This is a genomic window from Acinetobacter sp. 1125_18A (assembly GCF_052824985.1).
Window position 1 is genome coordinate 238,869 of record NZ_VTDG01000005.1, and the last position, 20,270, is coordinate 259,138.

Sequence of the window (20,270 nt, forward strand, 5' to 3'; positions counted from 1 at the left end):
AGATTAATTATATCTAATCATTTTTTTGTGATTAGCAGTCTCTTTTACTTTGTTAATGGATTAGCAAGGAGGTTGTATATGTTGGTACATATTTTTAACCGTTTTTTAGGAGATTCAACATCTCGTCGAGCATTTGAACAGAATGCTTCCGAAGCTGCTCTCGAAAAAGCGCAAGCACATCATTTTGAAGATCAAAATCTAAGTTTAGATGAAATCGCAAATCGTAATGCTATGTGGTGCTATTTAAGAGCTGCTTTGCGTGGAGATCAAGAAGCTCAGTATAAAATGGGACTCAGCTACTTAAATGGACAACTTGGGTTAGACCGAAGTTATAGTCATGCAGAAAAGTGGCTTGAACAAGCTGCACATCAAGGTCATACCCACGCCAAAGAACAATTAAAAAAAGCATATGATGAGCTTGCTTTTTCATAAATCATGATAAAAATATTACATATACCCATCTATAAACAGAGTTGAAATCAACTCTGTTTACTTAAAAATATATTCAAATTTTCAAGTGAATTTATTTGGTTATGTTTTATACAATAAGATTGATTTTTTGCTTTTAATACTCATTTTTATATGGTAAAAATCACGAAATAAGTAAAAATATAATAGAGTATTTACTCTAAAAATATTTTATAAATTCAGTCACTTAATACTAGTATTTTTATTTTTTTTGTATATTATTGCCTTCCAACAAAAGTGATCATCTTTTAAACAAAGACCCAATCACCCGAAACAAAAAAATACAGCATATATTTATGCCAGTAGAATCAGGAAAATAGCTATGAATCAAAAATTAGAGCAACTTTTTCAAAAAAAGGTTCAAGGTAAAATTGCACTAATCACAGGTGCATCTAGTGGTATCGGTTTAACGGTTGCAAAAAAACTCGCAGCAGCAGGCGCGCATGTACTTTTAGTGTCTCGTACTGAAGAAACATTGAAAGAAGTCCAAGCTGAAATTCAGGCTGAAGGTGGACAGGCTGATATTTTCCCTTGTGACCTAAATGATATGGATGCTATTGATGAAGTGTCTAAACAAATCATTGCCTCTGTTGATCATATTGATATTTTGATCAATAACGCAGGACGCTCGATTCGTCGCGCGGTACATGAATCTGTTGACCGTTTCCATGATTTTGAACGTACGATGCAGCTGAATTACTTTGGCGCAGTTCGTTTAGTTTTGAATATTTTACCGCAAATGATGGTTCGTAAAGACGGTCAAATTATCAATATCAGTTCAATTGGTGTTTTGGCGAATGCAACTCGCTTCTCTGCTTATGTTGCATCAAAAGCAGCATTGGATGCATTTAGCCGTTGTTTATCTGCGGAAGTACATTCACATAAAATTGCAATTACTTCAGTTTATATGCCTTTAGTCCGCACGCCGATGATTGCACCGACTAAAATTTATAAATATGTACCAACACTTTCGCCTGAACAAGCAGCAGATTTAGTGGCTTATGCCATTGTGAAACGTCCGAAGAAAGTTGCGACAAACTTAGGCCGTTTAGCCTCTATTACGTATTCGATTGCACCTGGAATCAATAATAAATTAATGTCGATTGGCTTTAATTTGTTCCCAAGTTCGACTGCATCTGTAGGTGAGCAACAAAAATTAAATCTGGTACAAAGAGCATATGCTCGTTTGTTCCCTGGTGAACATTGGTAATTTAAGCCACTGAACGGATATTTTACTGAGTAGACTATCCGTTCAAATACAAACATTGAAAATCTTGAACAAATAAAATAATATTAGAAAAACTAAGCACTAAGAATAACTTCACGCATTCAATATTAAAGAAAAAATCATTGATTTTAAATTTAACAACACGAAGCTATTCAAATAATCAGAAACATAACCAATTAGAAAATGAGACCACCATGTTAAAAAAACAATTTAACTTAAAGCTTCAACCTGTTACCCATGCCGTTTTACTTTGTCTAAGTTTAAGCACGAGCACACTCATACCTGTTTATAGTTATGCAGAAACAACCTCCACAGAACAAAGCACGGCATCTGATCAAAGTACACAAACGCAGCAAGAAAGCCCGTATTCCAAACTGAATTGGCAAATTGGACCCAAAAAGGAAAATCTTGCTGATGTCGCCACGCTAAACACAATTAAAGGTGATGGTTTTCTTGATATTTCAAATTCAGATAAATTTTTAGAGCTTACAGGTAATCTCACTTCGGGCAGCACTAATGTACTCGTCGCAAAGGATGATTCATGGTGGGCGACATTTGACTTTGAACCGTCAGGTTACGTCAAAGATGATGAGAAAATTGATGCTGATGCATTGTTAAAAGAATTAAAATCTTATGATGAAGCAGCCAATGCTGAACGAGTGCGTTTAGGGCTTGATAAACTTTACACAGACAGTTGGGCTGTCCCTCCAAAATATGATCCTGCATCTAAACATCTTGAATGGGCATTAAAAGTCCGTGGTGAAGATAATATGGAAACCATAAACTATACCGTACGTCTGCTGGGGCGTACGGGTGTGATGAGTGCAACCTTGGTATCTGATCCTGAAAATCTAGATAGAAATATTCAAGCATTTAAAAACTCTATCAAAGGCTTCCAATATAATTCAGGTGAACGTTACACCGAATTCCAAGCAGGCGACAAAGTCGCAGAATATGGTCTTGCTGCTTTAGTGGTAGGTGGTGCTGCCGCCGTTGCGACTAAAAAAGGTTTTTGGGCGGTCATTGCTGCTTTCTTTGCAGCGACTTGGAAGTTTATCCTTGTTGGGGTTGCTGCTTGCATTGGTTTTATCGGGAAGATTTTTAAAAGAAATAAAGAATAATGATCGCATTTGAATATCTTATTATTTTGGGTTTAGTCGGATTTTATCTCTATGATTCGGCTAAACTTTGTTTCTATAATGAGTTTTATCTTCTCAACGGTTTTACCACAAAGTTTAAGTCACAGATGCTGGTCAATCACGTCAGTGTCTTAAAAAAATTTCTGATTATTCCTCAGCCATTTTGCCCACATTATTTATGCTTTAAAGTTCGCTGGCAACTGACCCATCATCAAGACCACCAACAAGTTATTGGCGACGAGATCAAGGCTATTCGAAATCTGCAAAAAATCTTAAAGCCGTTGCAGTTGATGATTTATTTAAATACAGTGTTAACACTGGTTTTATTACCTATTGCGTTGATTTATAAAAGCAGTTATCTATATTTAGCAATTTTAATCCTGAGCATTTATGCGCTTAACCTGATCAATATCACTTGGATTTTTGTTCGACGAAAACAACTATACTTGTCCAACTTAAAATTCAGCTATCTTTTCATCGATGCGCTACTTTGTCCGCCTTTTGCATTAAACCTCCTGCAAAAAATTAGTCTAAATTATGATTTTAAGACAGATGCAATTACCCTCTCCCAACATTTATTACAAGCAGATGATTTTCAAGCCTTGTTGTCTCAAACGATTGCGGATATTGAATTACTCAAAAATAATCATGACTCAGAACAAGTGGTCATTGAACAATTAACACTTAAACAAAACTACCTGACCAATCTATTAAGTCCACCTTGAGTACCGAAGCTATTTACTCAGCAACAATTTTCACGATTTAAACGACAACAGCTCAGTATGATTCGCAAGCTTCTGTTTCAATAAATTCTCTAACCAATCAATAAAGAATTGAAAATATACTGGTCGATACTTTCTTTCTAAAAAAAGAAAATTGATGGGTATTTTTAAGCACGCTTCTTGCTCAAATATTCGGGTTAATCTTTTGGTCTCGATAAACGGGATTGCATCAAAAGCTGGAATCTGGATAATCCCCAACCCCTGCAAGCCCGCATGTAAATAACTTTCGGTATCCTCAACTGAAAGTTGATAAGGAAGTTTGATCTGAGTATCTTTAAAAACCAGACTTCCAAAATCTGAATCCATATTTTTCATTTGATAACCGATCATAATATGCTGATTTAACGGTTCTGTTTCTAAAGCATTCTCCAATGTATTTAAGTATTCTGGAGCAGCCACCGTATATAAATCAACCTCTGTGATAGGCCTCACAATTAGATTTTCATTCATCACATTTCCAACACGAAGCACACAATCCAATCGTTGTTCAATTAAATCTGAATAATGATCGTGGCTATAAATTGAAATTTTAATATTGGGATACTTTGCATAGAATTCATGCAGATAAGGAAGAAGATATTGCGTTGAAATTCTTAACGGTAAGCCAATTTTAACTTGTCCCTTATATTGACGGTTTTTTAATTTAAACTTATTTAGCCCTTCAGCCTGAAAAATCAATTGTTGAACTTCTTTAAGAAACTGAACCCCATCATTGGTTAAGTTAACTTTTCGTGTGGTTCGATTAAATAACAATACTTGATATTCTTTTTCTAAGCCTTGTATTGCATAGGTAATTGTTGAACGTGGTAAATCCAGCGTTTTAGCGACTTGGGCAAATGAATGTTTTTCCGCAACTAAGCAAAAAATTTTTAGCCGGTCAATTTTATCCATTTATTATTCAACTTTTTCAAACAATCTATTCGATTCTAATCACTATTTAGAACAAAAAATAGCTTTTAGAATTTCAGCATCATTTATCAGAATTGGAGAATAAAAATGATGCAGCATAGCTTAAAAGATAAAACAGTGATTATTACGGGTGGCGCTAAAAACCTAGGTGGTCTGATCGCGCGAAAATTTGCAGAACAAGGAGCAAATCTTGTCATTCACTACAACAGCCTAGAAACCCAAAAAGATGCAGAAGAAACACTCAAAGCCGTTGAACAACTTGGTGTTAATGCAACGTTGATACAAGCAGACCTCTCTAATATTCAAAATATCGAAACATTGTTCATCAAAGCCAAAGAAATCTTTGGTGGTGTCGATATCGCGATTAATACCGTAGGACGCGTACTTAAAAAACCATTGATTGAAACAACTGAACAAGAGTTTGATTCAATGAATGACATTAACAATAAAATTGCCTATTTCTTCATCCAATCTGCGGGTAAACATCTTAACAATGGTGGAAAAATTTGTTCTATCGTGACCAGTCTTTTAGCAGCCTACACAGGATTATATTCAACCTATGAAGGCTTAAAAGCACCTGTGGAGCACTATACACGTGCAGCATCGAAAGAGTACGGCGATCGTGGTATTTCCGTCACTGCTGTTGCACCGGGTCCAATGGATACACCATTTTTCTATGGTCAAGAAGCGCCTGAAGCAGTGGCCTATCATAAATCTGCCTCTGCACTGGGTGGTCTAACCAAGATTGAAGATATTGAACCTTTGGTACGCTTTTTAGTGACAGAGGGTTGGTGGATTACAGGTCAAACTATTTTTGCCAATGGTGGTTATACAACACGTTAATAATAAACTGCCCATTTATTGAAATGGGCAATTTATTACTAGAACTGATGATTCCGATCCATCCATTCTGCAGTCAGTGCAATGGTCTGTTTAAGATTGGTTTCTGGTATTTGCCATTTCTGATTTAATGTTAAAAACTGATCCATATTTAATTGCTCAGTTCGGATGAAGTTCAACATCTCAGCAGATAGATCCAGCTTTTGAGCAAGCCACTTCCATCTTAAAATCAATTTTAAGATGTGTAGCGAAACAAAATATTGCGGTGCTTTTAGATTTAATCTGTGAGCCGCATTGTCAATAAGAGCTTGCAAAGAAATCTGAGTAGGATTGGCAATCAATATATCTTGGTGAATTGTGAGTTGATCCTGTGATGCTTTGAATATCGCATTGACCAACATGGTCACTGAAACCAAAGGTAAATAATGCTGAGGGGTTGCAGGAATTGCGGTCATTTTACCCTGTTTAAGCTGGGTAATCAGGTGAGCAATTGGTTGGTTTTCTGCAATTTCACCAGAATTTTCATCCCCTACCACTGTTGCAGGATGAATCACTGTCCAGTCAATTTTCAACTGTTGAGCGCATTTTATCCAAGCAAAATGAGCTTCAATTTTAGAAGCCTCATAAGCACCCAGTTTTTGGTACACCCGCCTCCAATTCGTACTCTCGATATTTTCTAAACAGACTCCAGCATCTTGTAAGTGCTGAGTGAGTGTCAACATATAGCCAGAAAGATGAATTGCCCGTTTCAATTGGCAATGCTCGTTTACGCATTCAAGTAAATTGATTAAGCCCTTAACATTAACTTCCCTTGCCTGTTGTATCGAAAGATTCCATGCAAATAATGCACTGGTATTAAATAAATAATTTACCTCAGCAAGCCGTTTCCAATCTTCAGCTGAAATACCCAAATCAGGCAAGGTAACATCGCCTTGTATACAGAATAATTTTTGATGACCTATTCCTTGTTTTTCCAGCCACGCTCTCAAACTCGGCTCTTGCTGATCGAGACGACGACACAAAGCAAAAACTTGGTCATTGCTTTGAAGTAATCGTGCTACAAGAAATTTACCAATAAACCCTGTTGCACCAACCACCAAGGCAACTTTTTCTACACTTTGATTATTTTGCATCGCTTTATACACTCTTTATATGCTCACACTTAAGCTAAAGGATGGAGTACACTCCACAGTCAAGTGTTTCTTGCAAATACATAAAATTTTGGAGCAAGTGATGTTAATCGGTGAATTATCAGAGCAATTAAATCTCAGTCGGGATACCATTCGTTTTTATGAAAAGCTTGATCTTATCCGCCCATTGACACGAAATAATGGTTATAAGGATTATTCAAAACAAGACTTACAGCAATTACAACTGATTCAAGTCGCTAAAAATTTAGGTTTTACTTTGGCTGAAATTAAACAGATTTTAGACTTGGTCAACGTCAATGAAATTCCAGCAGAACAATTTCATATGATTTTAAAAGACAAGCTCAGTGTCATTGGTGAAAAAATTCTCCAATTACAAAATATTCAAAATCTACTTGAAAATCTTGTGGTCGGGGAAGCATGTCCATTTAAAAAAGATTGTGATCTTTCCGCAATTGTCTAATCCATAAAAAAACCGCCTTACGGCGGTTCTTTTTTGAGAAATTAAGGCTTATTTAGATCCTTTAATCCCTGCTTGTAATAACAACGCACCTAAACCACCAATTTTGTTTTCTTGAGGTTTAGCTGCTTGTGGTTTCTTGTCATGACGTGGTGCTTTGTCTTTATTGTCATGGTTTGGGCGACCTTGCTGTGGACGTTTACCCTGAGGCTTACGCTCACCACGTTGTTCATTGTTATTGAACTCACGCTTTTGACGTGGTGCTTTAGCTGGTGCTTCCGAACCTTCTGGGCGCATCGATAAATTCACACGATTTCGCTCAGCATCTACAGTCAATACACGTACTTGTACGATTTGCCCTGGTTTCACCACTTTATGTGGATCAGAAACAAATTCATTGGCAAGTTCTGAAATATGTATTAGACCATCTTGATGCACACCAACATCGACGAATGCACCGAAGTTAGTCACATTGGTAATCACACCCTCAAGCTGCATCCCTTCAGTCAATTGACTGACTTCAGTGATATCTTCACGGAATTTTGCTGTACGGAATTCTGGACGAGGGTCACGACCTGGTTTTTCCAACTCGCTTAACACATCTTGAATCGTCGGTAGACCAAATTTGTCGTCAGCAAAATCTTCTGCTTTCACTTGACGAATAATTTCAGTATTACCAATGATATCTTTCACTGTGGTCGCTTTCGCTTCAACAATTTTGTTGACCAAACCATACGATTCAGGGTGAACAGATGATGCATCTAAAGGTTCTGAGCCATCTTGAATACGTAAGAAACCAGCAGCTTGCTCAAATGTGCGCTCGCCTAAACGTGGTACATTTTTCAATGCTTGACGATTGTCAAAACGACCATTTTCTTTACGGTAATCTACAATTTGCTGTGCAATGGCTTTATTTAAACCTGCGATATAGCCCAAGATTGCTGGAGATGCTGTATTTACATCTACACCCACCGCATTCACACAGTCTTCAACCACAGCATCTAATGTTTTTGCCAAATTGGTTTGATTCACATCATGCTGATATTGACCTACACCAATAGATTTAGGGTCAATTTTTACCAGTTCAGCCAATGGGTCTTGTAAACGACGTGCAATTGAAACAGCACCACGAATCGCAACATCAAGCTCAGGCAGTTCAGCAGAAGCCAATTCTGATGCTGAGTAAACAGATGCACCCGCTTCACTTACTGAAACCCGCGTTAATGTAAGATCCGCATTTTCAGCCATCATTTCAGCAACAACAGCTTCAGTTTCACGACTCGCAGTACCATTGCCAATCGCGATTAAATCTACATTAAATTCACGGCAAAGACGTGCAAGTTCAGCAATCGAGCCTGCTTTATCTTCTTTTGGTGCAAATGGGTAAATCGTGCTATGTGCAAGCACATCACCTGAATTTGAAACAACCGCCAGTTTTACCCCTGTACGAATACCAGGGTCAACACCTAAAGTTGTGCGCGAACCTGCTGGTGCAGAAAGCAATAAATGACGTAAGTTTTCTGCAAACACGTCCATTGCTTCTGATTCAGCTGCAAGGCGCTTTTCAGTCAACAAAGAATGCTCAATCGTTGGGCGAATTTTACCTAACCAAAACAGTTTTGCAATTTGCTTTAAGAAATCTTGACGTGCTTGTGGCTGAACACTTTCAAGCGCGTATTCAGTTTCAATACGTGCAAGTGGTGCATGATCATCACCATCAACTTTAAGACCCAATACATTTTCTTGGCGGCCGCGTAGCATTGCCAATAAACGATGTGAAGGAACTTTATTTAAATTTTCAGAGAAATCAAAGTAATCACGGAATTTCTTACCAACTTCTTTTTTCTCATCAGATGCCACCAAACTTTTTAACACCGCTGTTTTGGCAAATGTTGATTTAAGTTCTGTGGTTAATGAAATATTTTGTGCCCAGTCATCAATGATGATGTGTTGAATCGCATCTAATTGGCTTTCAACATCTGGGTATTCTTCATGGCTAAAACCAGCCAAAGCTTCAGCCGGATCAATTTGCTCTGCGATAATTTTCTCAGCAAATTCCCCTAATCCTGCTTCTCTCGCTTTGAATGATTTACTGGTACGTTTTGGACGGTACGGTGCGTAAAGTTCTTCTAATGCATTTTTTGTTTCAGCGCCATTTACCCGAGCAAGTAAGTCATCAGAGAGCTTATTTTGTTCTTTTAATGATTCGATTACTTTTTCACGGCGTTCAAATAAATCACGTAGATAAACAAGGCGTGTATCAAGTTGGCGTAATTGGATGTCGTCTAAGCCTTGCGTTACTTCTTTACGGTAACGTGCAATAAATGGAACACTAGAGCCTTCATCTATCAGTTTAATGGCAGCTTCTACTTGGTTTGGACGTACGGCAAGTTCACTTGCCAACTGCTGAACTAAGTCAGTCATCGTGTTTAATTCCACAAGGATAAGGACTAAAAGTTAGTGATTATAAAGACCAAGACCATAAAATCCACAATTGTTTTGCAAATTAGCAGTGAAAAAAGTGATAAAAGATCATTTTTCTTGAGTTTTTACAGTGCAATCGGGTATTTCATCCTGCTTTGCTGCATTTAAATTGCTTTGTAAAATAATTTTTCCAACTTTCCACTGTGCACCTTTGCGCTGTCCACCGCCATGAGAATTGAAATATTGCAAATCACACGGCTGATAACCCTGTTTACTTAGACGTTCTTGTACAAATATTGGTGGTGCTTCCATATACATGATTTCTTTCAGCAAAAATGCAGCATAGCGTCGCTCCTTGAGTCGAAAGTTACCCTGCACATCTGTTTGCGTTTCACCAACTTGGACTTGACCAATCGGTTGGTCAAATTGGTCAATCACTTGTCCTGAGATTTCAGGTCTGGAAAGTCGGCTAATACATGCACTTAAAGCAAAACTTATTGCCAAAATACATAAAACTTTCATTTGCATATGGTATATCTTTTTATTTATAAACATAGAATCATCTTAAATCGTTATAGATGTTGTTTTTTGGTTTCAAAACAGCCTGAAAATTGTATTTTTGAGCAATTTGATACATAGTCTTAACAAGAGCTTAGGCAGTATACTGAGATTGACGAATATTTATAATTTACAACATTAAGGGAGTACATCATGAGTTTGGTTGTACCTGCTGAAAATACAGATATCGTACATAACGAAACTGACCGCGTCGAACGCATTTTAGTAGTCGATGATGATGTGCGTTTACGTACCCTTTTACAGCGTTTCCTTGAAGATAAAGGCTTTGTGGTAAAAACGGCCCACGACGCAACGCAGATGGATCGCCTATTACAACGTGAGTTATTTTCACTCATCGTTTTAGACTTTATGCTTCCTGTAGAAGATGGTTTAAGCATTTGTAGACGTTTACGCTCATCAAATATAGATACACCTGTCATCATGCTGACCGCACGAGGCAGTGACTCTGACCGTATTGCTGGCTTAGAAGCTGGTGCGGATGATTATTTGCCTAAACCATTTAATCCAAATGAGTTATTAGCACGTATTCGTGCCGTATTACGTCGTCAAGTCCGTGAAGTTCCAGGTGCACCAAGTCAAAACGTAGAAGTTGTGTCTTTCGGCCCTTGGTCTTTAGATTTATCAACACGTACCCTGACGCGTGAAGGGCAAGTGGTCACATTAACCACAGGTGAGTTTGCGGTCTTGAAGGCATTAGTTCAGCATCCACGTGAACCATTAACACGTGACAAGTTGATGAATCTTGCACGTGGTCGTGAATGGGGTGCAATGGAACGTTCAATCGATGTTCAAGTTTCTCGGTTACGTCGTTTGATTGAAGAAAACCCTGCACGCGCACGTTATATTCAAACAGTTTGGGGCGTAGGTTATGTGTTCGTTCCAGATGGTGCGGAATAAATAGATCTTGATTCGATAGCATGAATCAGTTTCAAAAGTACTGGTCACATACTTGGTTTTGCATGTGTCCAGTATTTTTTTATCCATATTTATTCATCCTAAATAATAGTCTTGATGGCTTTGCCCTAGAGCTACACTTATTTACTTATGATTTCACTGGTATTTTAAATATAAGTATATTGGGCAATTCTACAAAAACGGTGTAATCTCAATGTAATGCATCTCTTATTTCATTAAGTTTAGATATTTTAAATCTGAGTATTTATAACAATAAATAAGTTAAAACCGAGTAACCTAACATTTTTAATATTGCGATAAATCTGCCATCCTTTAAACTGAAATCCATAGATTAAGAATATCGCACAGATTGGAATGCTCCTGTGAAATTAGAACCCATAGACCCACAAGAATTTACCGACTTTGTCACCTACAAAGAACGCAAACGTACACCTTGGGAACGCTTCCTCGATAAAGTCAAACCTCGTTCAGCGGCAATGCGCACCACAGTATTGGTGGTATTCGTGGTGTTCTTTAGCCTATTTATGTCACTGTGGTTTTTCTGGAAAACACTTTATTTACCTGAAATTCAACAACATGCACGATTTTTGGCGGTTGAGCTGGAAATGGTTAATAATCCGCGCTTACAGATTTACCATGACGAGATACAACTCGATATTGACGAATGGTTAAAGCAACGGGTTGGAGTCGAATATGTTACAAATCCCAAAGAATACCCAAATGTAAAAGACAAAATTATTGCGGATTTCTTTACCAATCGTATTGAGAACCAGCTTGCAGAAGAATTAAAAATCAAAGATGTAACGGTTTATTTCCAGTTTAAACCCAGTCCACGCATTTGGGTTCAAACCCCTGAAATGAATGGCAATTGGGTCCGTGAACCTCTCAATACCTATGCCAACTATAGCCCCGAACTAATTTTAGCTTGGTTATTGGGTATTCCACTGATTGCCGCAGCGATCATCCTGACACTGGTCAGACAGCTTAATCGCCCGTTACGTCGCTTACAACATGCAGCAAATAACTACAGTAAAACAGGAAAGGCACCCTACTTGGAAACCAATCACGGACCACAAGAAATTCGTGAGGTGAACCAAGCTTTTAACCAGATGGTGTATACACTTGAACAAACTGAACGTGATCGCCAAATCATGTTGGCGGGTATTTCTCATGATTTAAGAACACCGCTGACACGAATCCGTTTAAGTGCAGAGATGATGTCTGATGATGACTTTTTAAAAGAAGGTTTGATTTATGATGTCGATGATATGGATGCCATTTTAAGTCAGTTTATTTCCTATATGCGTGATGGCTCAGATGAGGAGCTTCAAGACACCAATATCAACGCTTTGCTACAAGAACTGATCATTCAGTTTAAACCCTTAGATATTCAGTTTACGCCGCAAGAATTACCGATCATTACTGCACGCTCACTGTCGTTAAAACGCTTGATTGGTAATCTCATCAACAACTCAAAACGCTATGGGGCAGAACCAATTGAACTCAGTGCTTTTGTTGAAAATGAGCATATTAAAATCTGTGTAGCAGACAATGGTGAAGGAATTCCCGAAGACCAAATTGAAGGGCTTATGCAACCTTTTGTACGTGGTGATGCTGCACGTACAGTACAAGGGAGTGGTTTAGGTTTGGCCATTGTCAAACGAATTGTTGATATTCATCAAGGTGAACTGTTGATTTCCAACCGTCCTGAAGGCGGGCTACAAGCCATCATTTCACTACCAACTTCAATAAAAGTTGAGGAAGAACCGACACCTACAAATCCGATTCAAAAAATCAAACAAAGCTTGAGTGATCACTTTTAGTGATTCCTCAATAAACCAACACTTAACTTTGTTTATTTAACAAACAGCTATCATTATTTTATTAATAAATAATAACTTAAAAACCATCACTAGAATTTATACCTGCATTTATTGAAAAAATTAGACCTTAGCATTAGAGGCATGCACAATTCAGTTTGAGGGCGGTACAATCCGTCTAGTTTTGAACAAGAATTGAGCGTAAACCATGTCTTTAGATCGTATTCGTTTAGCATCTCTCCATGACAAAGTCATGAGCGCAGAACAAGCTGCAACTTTTATCCAAGATGGGATGACTGTGGGGATGAGTGGATTTACTCGTGCAGGTGAAGCAAAAGCTGTACCTTTAGCGCTGGTAAAACAAGCCAAAGTGAATCCGTTGAAGATTACTTTAATCACAGGTGCAAGTTTAGGTAATGACCTAGACAAACAATTAACTGAAGCTGGTGTACTTGCGCGTCGTTTACCATTCCAAGTCGATAACACTTTACGTAAAGCTATCAACAACGGTGAAGTGATGTTCATCGATCAGCATTTGTCTGAAACTGTTGAGCAAATGCGTAACCTTCAGTTGAAAAAACCTGATGTTGCGGTGATTGAAGCGATTGCGATTACTGAAGATGGTGGCATCATTCCAACAACATCTGTGGGTAACTCTGCAAGCTTTGCAATTTTTGCTGAAAAAGTGATTGTTGAAATCAACACCAACTTAAGCCCTGCTTTTGAAGGCTTACACGATATTTATATCCCAACTTACCGTCCAACACGTCAAGCAATTCCGTTGACACATGTTGATCAACGTATTGGTACACCTGCAATCAATATTGATCCTGCAAAAATCGTGGGTATCGTAATTAACAACGAATATCATGACTCTCCATCAACAGTGACACTACCAGATGATGAAACTCAAGGTATTGCCAACCACTTAATCGCATTCTTTGAAAAAGAAGTTGAAGAAGGTCGTTTACCTTCGAACCTTGGTCCTTTACAAGCGGGCATCGGTTCGATTGCCAATGCGGTATTAACCGGTCTTAAAGATTCTAACTTTGAAGATTTGGTGATGTATTCAGAAGTACTGCAAGACTGTACTTTCGAATTGATTGATGCGGGTAAAATGAAGTTTGCTTCAGGTTCATCAATTACCCTTTCTGCTAAATATGGCGAAAAAGTATTTAACAACCTAGAACAATACAAAGACAAACTGGTTCTACGTCCACAAGAGATTTCAAACCATCCTGAATTGGTTCGCCGCTTAGGCATCATCGGGATCAATACTGCACTTGAGTTCGATATTTACGGCAACGTCAACTCGACCCATGTGTGCGGTACCAAGATGATGAATGGTATTGGTGGTTCAGGTGATTTCGCACGTAATGCACATTTAGCAATCTTCGTGACCAAATCAATTGCAAAAGGTGGCGACATCTCTTCTGTTGTTCCATTTGCTTCACATATCGACCATGCTGAGCATGATGTTGATATTCTTGTGACTGAACAAGGTCTTGCTGACTTACGTGGTTTAGCGCCTCGTGAACGTGCTCGTGCAGTCATCAACAACTGTGCTCACCCAATGTATCGTGATGCATTGAATGATTACTTTGATCGTGCATGTGAAAAAGGTGGTCAAACACCGCATATTCTTCGCGAAGCACTTTCTTGGCACTATAACTTTGAAGAAACAGGCCATATGCTTGCTTCTTTAGAAGATCAAGCTAAAAAATCTGCATAAGATTTTAAATCTGATGTAAAAAGTAAAAACGCCCTTCAGGGCGTTTTTTTATGGACTTATTTGGGTTTAAACGCCCACCCACTGATTTTTTAAATATCTAAAGACTCAGATTGCAACACGCACTTTATCTTTCTTTTCAATAAACGCCACACCAGCTTGGTCCTGATTAATCATCTCAACCGCTTTCTCTGCAATCATAATTGCGGGGGCATTGGTATTGCCATTCACCACTTTTGGCATGATTGACGCATCGACCACACGCAGGTTTTGAATACCATAAACCCGTAACCGTGGATCAACCACAGCCATATCGTCTACCCCCATTTTACAACTTCCCACAGGGTGATAAACGGTATCTGAGCGATCTCTTAAAACTTGGCGAATTTCCTCATCTGTTTTTACCGCGGCTGTAAATAAATCTTCTTTAATCATGCTTTTAAAAGCATCAGATTGCATTAATTTCTGAGTGAGTTTAAAGCCTTTAACCATTTCTTCTAAATCAGATTCTTCACCATAAAAATTCGGATCAATCAATAAAGGATCATCGATACTTGGCCCACTTATCTTAATCGAACCACGACTGACTGGATTTAAAAGGCAGACATGACAGGAAATACCATGCCCTGTGTGCATCGTTCGTGCATGGTTATCCACCAGTGCAATCACAAAATGTAATTGTAAATTCGGTAGACTTTGCTCATTTGAACTTTTAATAAAGCCGCCACATTCAGCAAAATTCGTGGTCAACAAACCACGGCGTTCTTTACGATAACGTCCAATTTGTTTAAATAGATCAATTGAACCTGGAATAGATAAGCCAAAGGTGCCTTGAATTTCACTGACTTTATAACCAAAAATAAAATCAGGATGATCGTGAAAATTTTTACCCACACCAGGCAAGTGTTGTTTTACCTGAATGCCATGTTGCGCAAGTTCTTGTTGGTCGCCAACACCTGACAACATCAGAATCTGTGGCGACTGCATCGCTCCCGCACTCAATAACACTTCTCGACGTGCAAAGATTTGTTTCAGCTGACCGCCTTGCTTGTATTCCACCCCAACAGCCACGCCATTTTCAATCAAGATTCGCTGAGTCTGTGCATAGGTTTCCACCGTTAAATTTTTACGATCTCGATGTGGAAATAAATAAGCCCGCGCGGAACTACAACGCTCCCCATTGATATGGGTCACTTGATAAACGCCTAAACCTTCCTGCTCTTCTCCATTGAAGTCATCCAGAATTCGATAACCCTGCTCTTTGGCAGCTGCGATATATTTTTGCTGTAAGGGATTATCACTACGTAAATCAATAACTGAAAGTGGGCCAGCATTGCCATGATATTGATTTTTAATTCTTTGGTTATTTTCAGACTTAATAAAATAAGGCAAGACCTCATCATATGACCAACCGGTATTGCCTAAGGCTGCCCAATCATCATAATCTTGTCGATGTCCACGGATATACACCATGGCATTAATTGCCGACGAACCACCTAAGCATTTTCCACGAGGCTGATAACCTTTACGACCATTTAAGCCCTTTTGAGGTACAGTTTCAAAGGCCCAGTTATTGATCTTGGTTGGAATACTAATCACCGCTGCACAAGGAACTTCTACTTTCCAACCCTCACCTGCCCCCCCTGCTTCAAGTAGACAAACAGAAACTTGCGGGTTTTCTGATAAACGCCCAGCCAACACACAGCCTGAGCTTCCACCACCGATAATAATATAATCAAATTCCTGTTTATTCACGTGAAGTTCCTTTTTTGTTTTAAATTATGCCTCCATTATTATGCACACTTTCAATCAATAAAAAATCACTATTCTCAGCCTATAACGTTTTTATAAGTTAACAAACTCAGCAAAAAGTATTTACGCATTGTCTAAAAAATAAACTTATCAACTGCGGTTTTTTATATTAATCTGCTGTAAAGATTGTTTTAAAAAACAAGAGATAAAAATTCTATGTTTATTATCAGACAGTTTCAGGAAACCGATTTAGACGAAGTCATCGCACTGTGGGAAGTCTGCGATTTAACCCGTCCTTGGAACAACCCAGAAATTGATATCTTCCGTAAAGTCGCACAAAAAGACGGATTGTTTCTATTGGCGGTCAAAGATGAACAATTGATCGCTACGGTTATGGGGGGCTATGATGGGCATCGGGGCTGGGTCAATTATCTTGCTGTCCATCCTCATGATCAACGTAATGGTGTTGCAACTGCACTGATACAACAACTTGAAAAGCGTTTAGTTGCATTAGGTTGCCCCAAACTGCAACTGTTAATCCGTAAGGATAATATTGATGTACAAAGCTTTTATGAGCAACTCGGCTATGAAGAAATCGAAGTCGTGTGTTTGGGTAAACGTCTTATTTCAGATTAAAAATCTGTCGAATCCATCTGCTTTCATGGCGATTGACAGAAAAACTTAGAATTTATAGCCATACGACAACCCTAAAATGTCCTGACTCATTTTGAGTTTCGCTTCACCCCCACCAAACGCAGGGGAAATTTTGCCTTTTACTTCATCTTCCAAGGCATGTGTATAGGCAATACTGATTTCTTGATGTTGATCGAGATTCCAAGTTGCACCCACGCTGAGGTGGTCTTGAATTATCCCAGGAGCAAGAATATTTAAAAACACTTCACTGTCTGGAATCGGTTGATCATTATGACTATAACCAGCTCTTAGTGTGAGTTTTGGATGGGCTTGATAAGACACACCCAGTTTATAGATATTGATATCATTCCAGCCAAATCCTGGCCCTTGTGGTGTACCAAAAGCATGACCTTGTTGTAATTGTGCAAGATCAAAAGGATTTCCTACCGATTTCACATCTGAATAGTTAATTCGTTGTATATCCGCAGCCACTGTTAATTGAGGTGTGATGTTGACAGCTACACCCACACCATAACTTTCAGGAACATCAAAGTCACCTCGTTCAGCAAACAACCCACGATATCGATCAAAGCGATCTGCATTAATTTTTGAAGAATAATTTGCGCCTAAGGTTAAACGTTGATCAAAGAATTTTCCAGCCCAACCAATACGTGCACCAATGCCAGTCGCAGAATCCTTACCACGATTGCTTAAATTTGAAGCATCGGCTGAAAATCCGCTAAATCCAGCAATTCCCCGTGCTTCAAAACGTTGATAGAGAATATTGGTTGCAATGCCGATAGATTGATTTTCTGCATATTTCCAAGCAACTGCTGGAGTAATAAAAACTTGTGTTAAATCCACTCCTGATGTTCCACTGTTGCCAAATGCTGCAAATGGATTATTTTTATATCCCGTATTCATTCCACCATTCCCATATATTGCTAAACCTAAAGCAACTTGATCATTGATTTGATGGTTGAATGCAAGCTCTGGGAGTACAAAATATTTGCGTCCATTGCCATCATATTGACCATTGGCGTTGGGATAAGCTTGTGGCATTTGATTCGCGGTAATCTCAGCTGAACGATCAGGTGAAAACACGGTTGCACCCACATCAATACGATCACCAATCCAGCTTAAGCCTGCTGGGTTATTGGCAATCGTTAATGCATCTTGAAATTGAGCGATTGAGGTCCCTGCATTGCCTTGGGCTTTTACCCCATAGCCATGCATAAAATAGCCTGTCGTTGCAAAAGCGCTAGAACTGAATACCGATAGCCATACAGCAATGGATAATATTTTAATTGGAGCTTTCATGATTTATCTTACTTTTAAATAATATATAAGTAAGTATATTGTTAGCTATATCTGTTGTAATCAAAGATAAAATGCGATCCTTATTTTATTTGTGCATAAAGCATTTTTTCTTTGATTTTTTAATTTTACCCACTCTTAAAAAAACTGGGAATGTGATGGTCAAATCTGCAAGCTCGCTGGTTAATGCTTCAGCTAGATCAAGTAATGGATGATCTTGATTTCTTTCGCAATAGTGTTTAATTGCAGACCAGGTCGATAAATACTTTAACAGTTGTGCAGAGGACCACTGGTACTGCATCTTAAACTCAGCAACGTTTATTTCATCAAAAGGAAAGGGAATGGTTTTATATTCTTCATCGATATAACAGCGCTCTGCATCCCAATAACCATCTAATTTTTCAGCATATAAGTTTTGAATCATGGTATTGATGGCTGCATTTTCGACATGAATTAAGCCGTAACCGATTACAGCAAGAATACCTTGTGGTTTTAATGTGCGTTCAACTTCTTTATAAAAGCCATCAAAATCAAACCAATGAATGGCCTGAGCAACAGAAATCAAATCAAAACTTTGTGCTGTAAATGAAGTCTGTTCTGCAGATTGGACTTGATAGCTCACATTGTCGAAATAAGGCGCAAGGTTTAATTGTTTTTCGCTCATATCTGTTGCAACAACATGATCGAAATAAGGGCTAAGCAATTGAGTAAATTGACCTGAACCCGCACCACAATCCCAAGCAAAACCGCGCTCTGGAACATGATTTAAAATTTCCTGAACCACTTCTTGCGGATAACTCGGTCGAGCTTGCTGATAAAGCTGGCTGCCTGATGAAAATAAATCTTTCATTGTTCTTATAACAATCTATTTCACTTACCAAAGGTTTATCTTACGATATTTATAGTCCATGGCAAGATATTTTGTAAGACAATGGGTTCAATTTACGCATTCAAAATGACATGCTGTTTTTAATGATGAGCATCTATTTTTAATTGATGATAAAAAGCAGACAATAAAAAACCCCAAACAATGTTTGAGGTTTTTCAAATATGGTGGCGAGACCCAGGATCGAACTGGGGACACACGGATTTTCAATCCGTTGCTCTACCTACTGAGCTATCACGCCGATGCGGTGTATTAAGCCGTATCTCAGTTCAATAGTCAATAAAAATCATGACTTTTTTATTCAACCGAATATTTTTTACCCAAAAAAAATCCCTGATGGGATCAGGGATTGAAATCTCAAAGATTTTTAAATATGGTGGCGAGACCCAGGATCGAACTGGGGACACACGGATTTTCAATCCGTTGCTCTACCTACTGAGCTATCACGCCGATGGGGCGTATTAAACAATTTAATGGTTTAGTCGTCAAGCATTGAAATCACTAAAATCATTCAATAGTTTATTTTTACAACAAAAACCGCCTATTTATTCTAAATAAGGCTGTTTTTTATGCGTTTTTCAGCTTTAGAGGGTAAATTTTGGCACGCTTAATTTGCTGAACTAAGGTACTCTTCCTCGCTTTAAGTTTTGCAAACTCAATTTAATTTTTCCCAAAGTGTTCTGGTCGTGACTGCAATATGCTACTGAGATCAGCTCAAACTTATAGTTCTGAAAAATAGCCAAATAAAAAAGCAACCTGATCAGGTTGCTTAAATTGGTCAACGATCCAAGATGATCTTAGATTTTACCTAAGTGAGCTAAACAACGATGGATTGCTCCACAGCCCGGCTCAAAGTTTTTAATGCCCTTTTCTTCCTCGATACGACAAACTTCTTCGACCAAACGTTCTGCAACGCCGCGTCCGCGGTTAGCAGGATGCACCACAATATTTTCCAAAGTCCGACTTTCACCTTGTCCAGTACACCATAACGCACCAATAATCTTTGTATTAAATTCTGCGACATAAAGTAAGGTATAATGAGCCAAGTTTTGCTCAAGTTGTTCTATGGCATCATGACCATCCCCAAACTCGGGACTGGTGTCATATAATCGCTCAAGCTGATCGCGAACTTCTTCATTTTCTAGTGAAGTTTTAGCATGTACGGTAATAGGCATTGATTAACCCTCCTGAGCAATCTAATATGCTGTCACTTTCGTCACAGCGAAATATCTTTACATCAA

General features: G+C 38.5%; 18 protein-coding genes and 2 tRNA genes. 10 read left to right on the top strand and 10 right to left on the bottom strand.

Annotated elements, in window-relative coordinates; genetic code table 11:
- Positions 1-78: 78 nt before the first annotated feature.
- The 4 genes from FY049_RS11395 (at position 79) to FY049_RS11410 (ending at position 3,560) form a co-directional block, all read left to right on the top strand.
- Positions 79-432 (top strand): SEL1-like repeat protein, encoded by a 354-nt coding sequence (locus FY049_RS11395; RefSeq protein ID WP_004816626.1) that lies wholly within the window; start codon positions 79-81, stop codon positions 430-432.
- A 358-nt stretch (positions 433-790) separates the two neighbouring features.
- Positions 791-1,678: an SDR family NAD(P)-dependent oxidoreductase gene (locus tag FY049_RS11400; RefSeq protein WP_034616823.1), complete on the top strand. Its 888-nt coding sequence runs from the start codon at positions 791-793 to the stop codon at positions 1,676-1,678.
- A 212-nt stretch (positions 1,679-1,890) separates the two neighbouring features.
- Positions 1,891-2,817, top strand: a complete 927-nt coding sequence (locus FY049_RS11405) for a DUF2167 domain-containing protein (RefSeq protein WP_056517644.1) — start codon at positions 1,891-1,893, stop codon at positions 2,815-2,817.
- Entirely contained in the window at positions 2,817-3,560 is a 744-nt protein-coding gene (locus FY049_RS11410; RefSeq protein ID WP_056517524.1) for a hypothetical protein, read from the top strand. The genes FY049_RS11405 and FY049_RS11410 overlap by 1 nt, the downstream gene beginning before the upstream one ends.
- A 30-nt stretch (positions 3,561-3,590) precedes the next feature.
- On the opposite strand, the gene FY049_RS11415 is transcribed toward FY049_RS11410, so the two are convergent.
- On the bottom strand, positions 3,591-4,508 hold the full coding sequence (locus tag FY049_RS11415; RefSeq protein WP_224964382.1) for a LysR family transcriptional regulator: 918 nt from the start codon (positions 4,506-4,508) through the stop codon (positions 3,591-3,593).
- A gap of 105 nt (positions 4,509-4,613) precedes the next feature.
- Here FY049_RS11415 and FY049_RS11420 point away from each other — a divergent pair, with 105 nt between their 5' ends.
- Positions 4,614-5,369, top strand: a complete 756-nt coding sequence (locus FY049_RS11420; RefSeq protein WP_004725372.1) for an SDR family oxidoreductase — start codon at positions 4,614-4,616, stop codon at positions 5,367-5,369.
- A gap of 38 nt (positions 5,370-5,407) precedes the next feature.
- Here FY049_RS11420 and FY049_RS11425 read toward each other — a convergent pair whose 3' ends face one another.
- A complete protein-coding gene (locus FY049_RS11425; RefSeq protein ID WP_446083741.1) occupies positions 5,408-6,499 on the bottom strand; it encodes an SDR family oxidoreductase in 1,092 nt (363 codons plus the stop codon).
- A gap of 100 nt (positions 6,500-6,599) precedes the next feature.
- Here FY049_RS11425 and FY049_RS11430 point away from each other — a divergent pair, with 100 nt between their 5' ends.
- Positions 6,600-6,977: a MerR family transcriptional regulator gene (locus FY049_RS11430; RefSeq protein ID WP_004725368.1), complete on the top strand. Its 378-nt coding sequence runs from the start codon at positions 6,600-6,602 to the stop codon at positions 6,975-6,977.
- 48 nt (positions 6,978-7,025) lie between these two features.
- Here the strand turns inward: FY049_RS11430 and FY049_RS11435 are convergent, their stop codons facing one another.
- Positions 7,026-9,398 carry a Tex family protein gene (locus tag FY049_RS11435; RefSeq protein ID WP_056517530.1) on the bottom strand — a complete coding sequence of 791 codons (2,373 nt, stop codon included), beginning with the start codon at positions 9,396-9,398 and terminating at the stop codon, positions 7,026-7,028.
- Positions 9,399-9,506: 108 nt separating this feature from the next.
- Positions 9,507-9,926 (bottom strand): carboxypeptidase regulatory-like domain-containing protein, encoded by a 420-nt coding sequence (locus FY049_RS11440; protein ID WP_224964384.1) that lies wholly within the window; start codon positions 9,924-9,926, stop codon positions 9,507-9,509.
- A 183-nt stretch (positions 9,927-10,109) separates the two neighbouring features.
- Here FY049_RS11440 and ompR point away from each other — a divergent pair, with 183 nt between their 5' ends.
- The 3 genes from ompR to FY049_RS11455 all read left to right on the top strand — a co-directional run bounded on the left by ompR (position 10,110) and on the right by FY049_RS11455 (position 14,444).
- On the top strand, positions 10,110-10,874 hold the full coding sequence (ompR, locus tag FY049_RS11445) for an osmolarity response regulator transcription factor OmpR (RefSeq protein WP_004725363.1): 765 nt from the start codon (positions 10,110-10,112) through the stop codon (positions 10,872-10,874).
- Between the two features lie 380 nt (positions 10,875-11,254).
- Complete coding sequence (locus tag FY049_RS11450; protein WP_056517537.1) at positions 11,255-12,715, top strand: ATP-binding protein; 1,461 nt, start codon at positions 11,255-11,257, stop codon at positions 12,713-12,715.
- Positions 12,716-12,920: 205 nt separating this feature from the next.
- A complete protein-coding gene (locus tag FY049_RS11455) occupies positions 12,921-14,444 on the top strand; it encodes an acetyl-CoA hydrolase/transferase family protein (protein ID WP_004816606.1) in 1,524 nt (507 codons plus the stop codon).
- 105 nt (positions 14,445-14,549) lie between these two features.
- On the opposite strand, the gene FY049_RS11460 is transcribed toward FY049_RS11455, so the two are convergent.
- On the bottom strand, positions 14,550-16,196 hold the full coding sequence (locus FY049_RS11460; RefSeq protein WP_446083742.1) for a GMC family oxidoreductase: 1,647 nt from the start codon (positions 16,194-16,196) through the stop codon (positions 14,550-14,552).
- A 213-nt stretch (positions 16,197-16,409) separates the two neighbouring features.
- On the opposite strand from FY049_RS11460, the gene FY049_RS11465 reads away from it, so the two are divergent.
- The gene (locus FY049_RS11465; protein WP_004725355.1) at positions 16,410-16,829 is read left to right on the top strand and encodes a GNAT family acetyltransferase; all 420 of its coding nucleotides are present in this window, start codon (positions 16,410-16,412) and stop codon (positions 16,827-16,829) included.
- Between the two features lie 45 nt (positions 16,830-16,874).
- Here the strand turns inward: FY049_RS11465 and FY049_RS11470 are convergent, their stop codons facing one another.
- The 5 genes from FY049_RS11470 to FY049_RS11490 form a co-directional block, all read right to left on the bottom strand.
- A complete protein-coding gene (locus tag FY049_RS11470; protein ID WP_224964386.1) occupies positions 16,875-18,146 on the bottom strand; it encodes an OmpP1/FadL family transporter in 1,272 nt (423 codons plus the stop codon).
- Between the two features lie 85 nt (positions 18,147-18,231).
- Positions 18,232-18,993 carry a class I SAM-dependent methyltransferase gene (locus FY049_RS11475; protein ID WP_224964387.1) on the bottom strand — a complete coding sequence of 254 codons (762 nt, stop codon included), beginning with the start codon at positions 18,991-18,993 and terminating at the stop codon, positions 18,232-18,234.
- 201 nt (positions 18,994-19,194) lie between these two features.
- Positions 19,195-19,270, bottom strand: a tRNA-Phe gene (locus tag FY049_RS11480).
- Between the two features lie 133 nt (positions 19,271-19,403).
- A tRNA-Phe gene (locus FY049_RS11485) sits at positions 19,404-19,479 on the bottom strand.
- A gap of 347 nt (positions 19,480-19,826) precedes the next feature.
- Positions 19,827-20,204: a GNAT family N-acetyltransferase gene (locus FY049_RS11490; RefSeq protein ID WP_004816597.1), complete on the bottom strand. Its 378-nt coding sequence runs from the start codon at positions 20,202-20,204 to the stop codon at positions 19,827-19,829.
- Positions 20,205-20,270: the final 66 nt, after the last annotated feature.

Coding starts and splice junctions, on each gene's coding strand:
- FY049_RS11490 (WP_004816597.1), bottom strand. CDS start 20,204: ATGCCTATTACCGTACATGCTAAAACTTCACTAGAAAATGAAGAAGTT.
- FY049_RS11420 (WP_004725372.1), top strand. CDS start 4,614: ATGATGCAGCATAGCTTAAAAGATAAAACAGTGATTATTACGGGTGGC.
- FY049_RS11470 (WP_224964386.1), bottom strand. CDS start 18,146: ATGAAAGCTCCAATTAAAATATTATCCATTGCTGTATGGCTATCGGTA.
- FY049_RS11430 (WP_004725368.1), top strand. CDS start 6,600: ATGTTAATCGGTGAATTATCAGAGCAATTAAATCTCAGTCGGGATACC.
- ompR (WP_004725363.1), top strand. CDS start 10,110: ATGAGTTTGGTTGTACCTGCTGAAAATACAGATATCGTACATAACGAA.
- FY049_RS11465 (WP_004725355.1), top strand. CDS start 16,410: ATGTTTATTATCAGACAGTTTCAGGAAACCGATTTAGACGAAGTCATC.
- FY049_RS11455 (WP_004816606.1), top strand. CDS start 12,921: ATGTCTTTAGATCGTATTCGTTTAGCATCTCTCCATGACAAAGTCATG.
- FY049_RS11425 (WP_446083741.1), bottom strand. CDS start 6,499: ATGCAAAATAATCAAAGTGTAGAAAAAGTTGCCTTGGTGGTTGGTGCA.
- FY049_RS11435 (WP_056517530.1), bottom strand. CDS start 9,398: ATGACTGACTTAGTTCAGCAGTTGGCAAGTGAACTTGCCGTACGTCCA.
- FY049_RS11395 (WP_004816626.1), top strand. CDS start 79: ATGTTGGTACATATTTTTAACCGTTTTTTAGGAGATTCAACATCTCGT.
- FY049_RS11405 (WP_056517644.1), top strand. CDS start 1,891: ATGTTAAAAAAACAATTTAACTTAAAGCTTCAACCTGTTACCCATGCC.
- FY049_RS11475 (WP_224964387.1), bottom strand. CDS start 18,993: ATGAAAGATTTATTTTCATCAGGCAGCCAGCTTTATCAGCAAGCTCGA.
- FY049_RS11415 (WP_224964382.1), bottom strand. CDS start 4,508: ATGGATAAAATTGACCGGCTAAAAATTTTTTGCTTAGTTGCGGAAAAA.
- FY049_RS11440 (WP_224964384.1), bottom strand. CDS start 9,926: ATGCAAATGAAAGTTTTATGTATTTTGGCAATAAGTTTTGCTTTAAGT.
- FY049_RS11410 (WP_056517524.1), top strand. CDS start 2,817: ATGATCGCATTTGAATATCTTATTATTTTGGGTTTAGTCGGATTTTAT.
- FY049_RS11400 (WP_034616823.1), top strand. CDS start 791: ATGAATCAAAAATTAGAGCAACTTTTTCAAAAAAAGGTTCAAGGTAAA.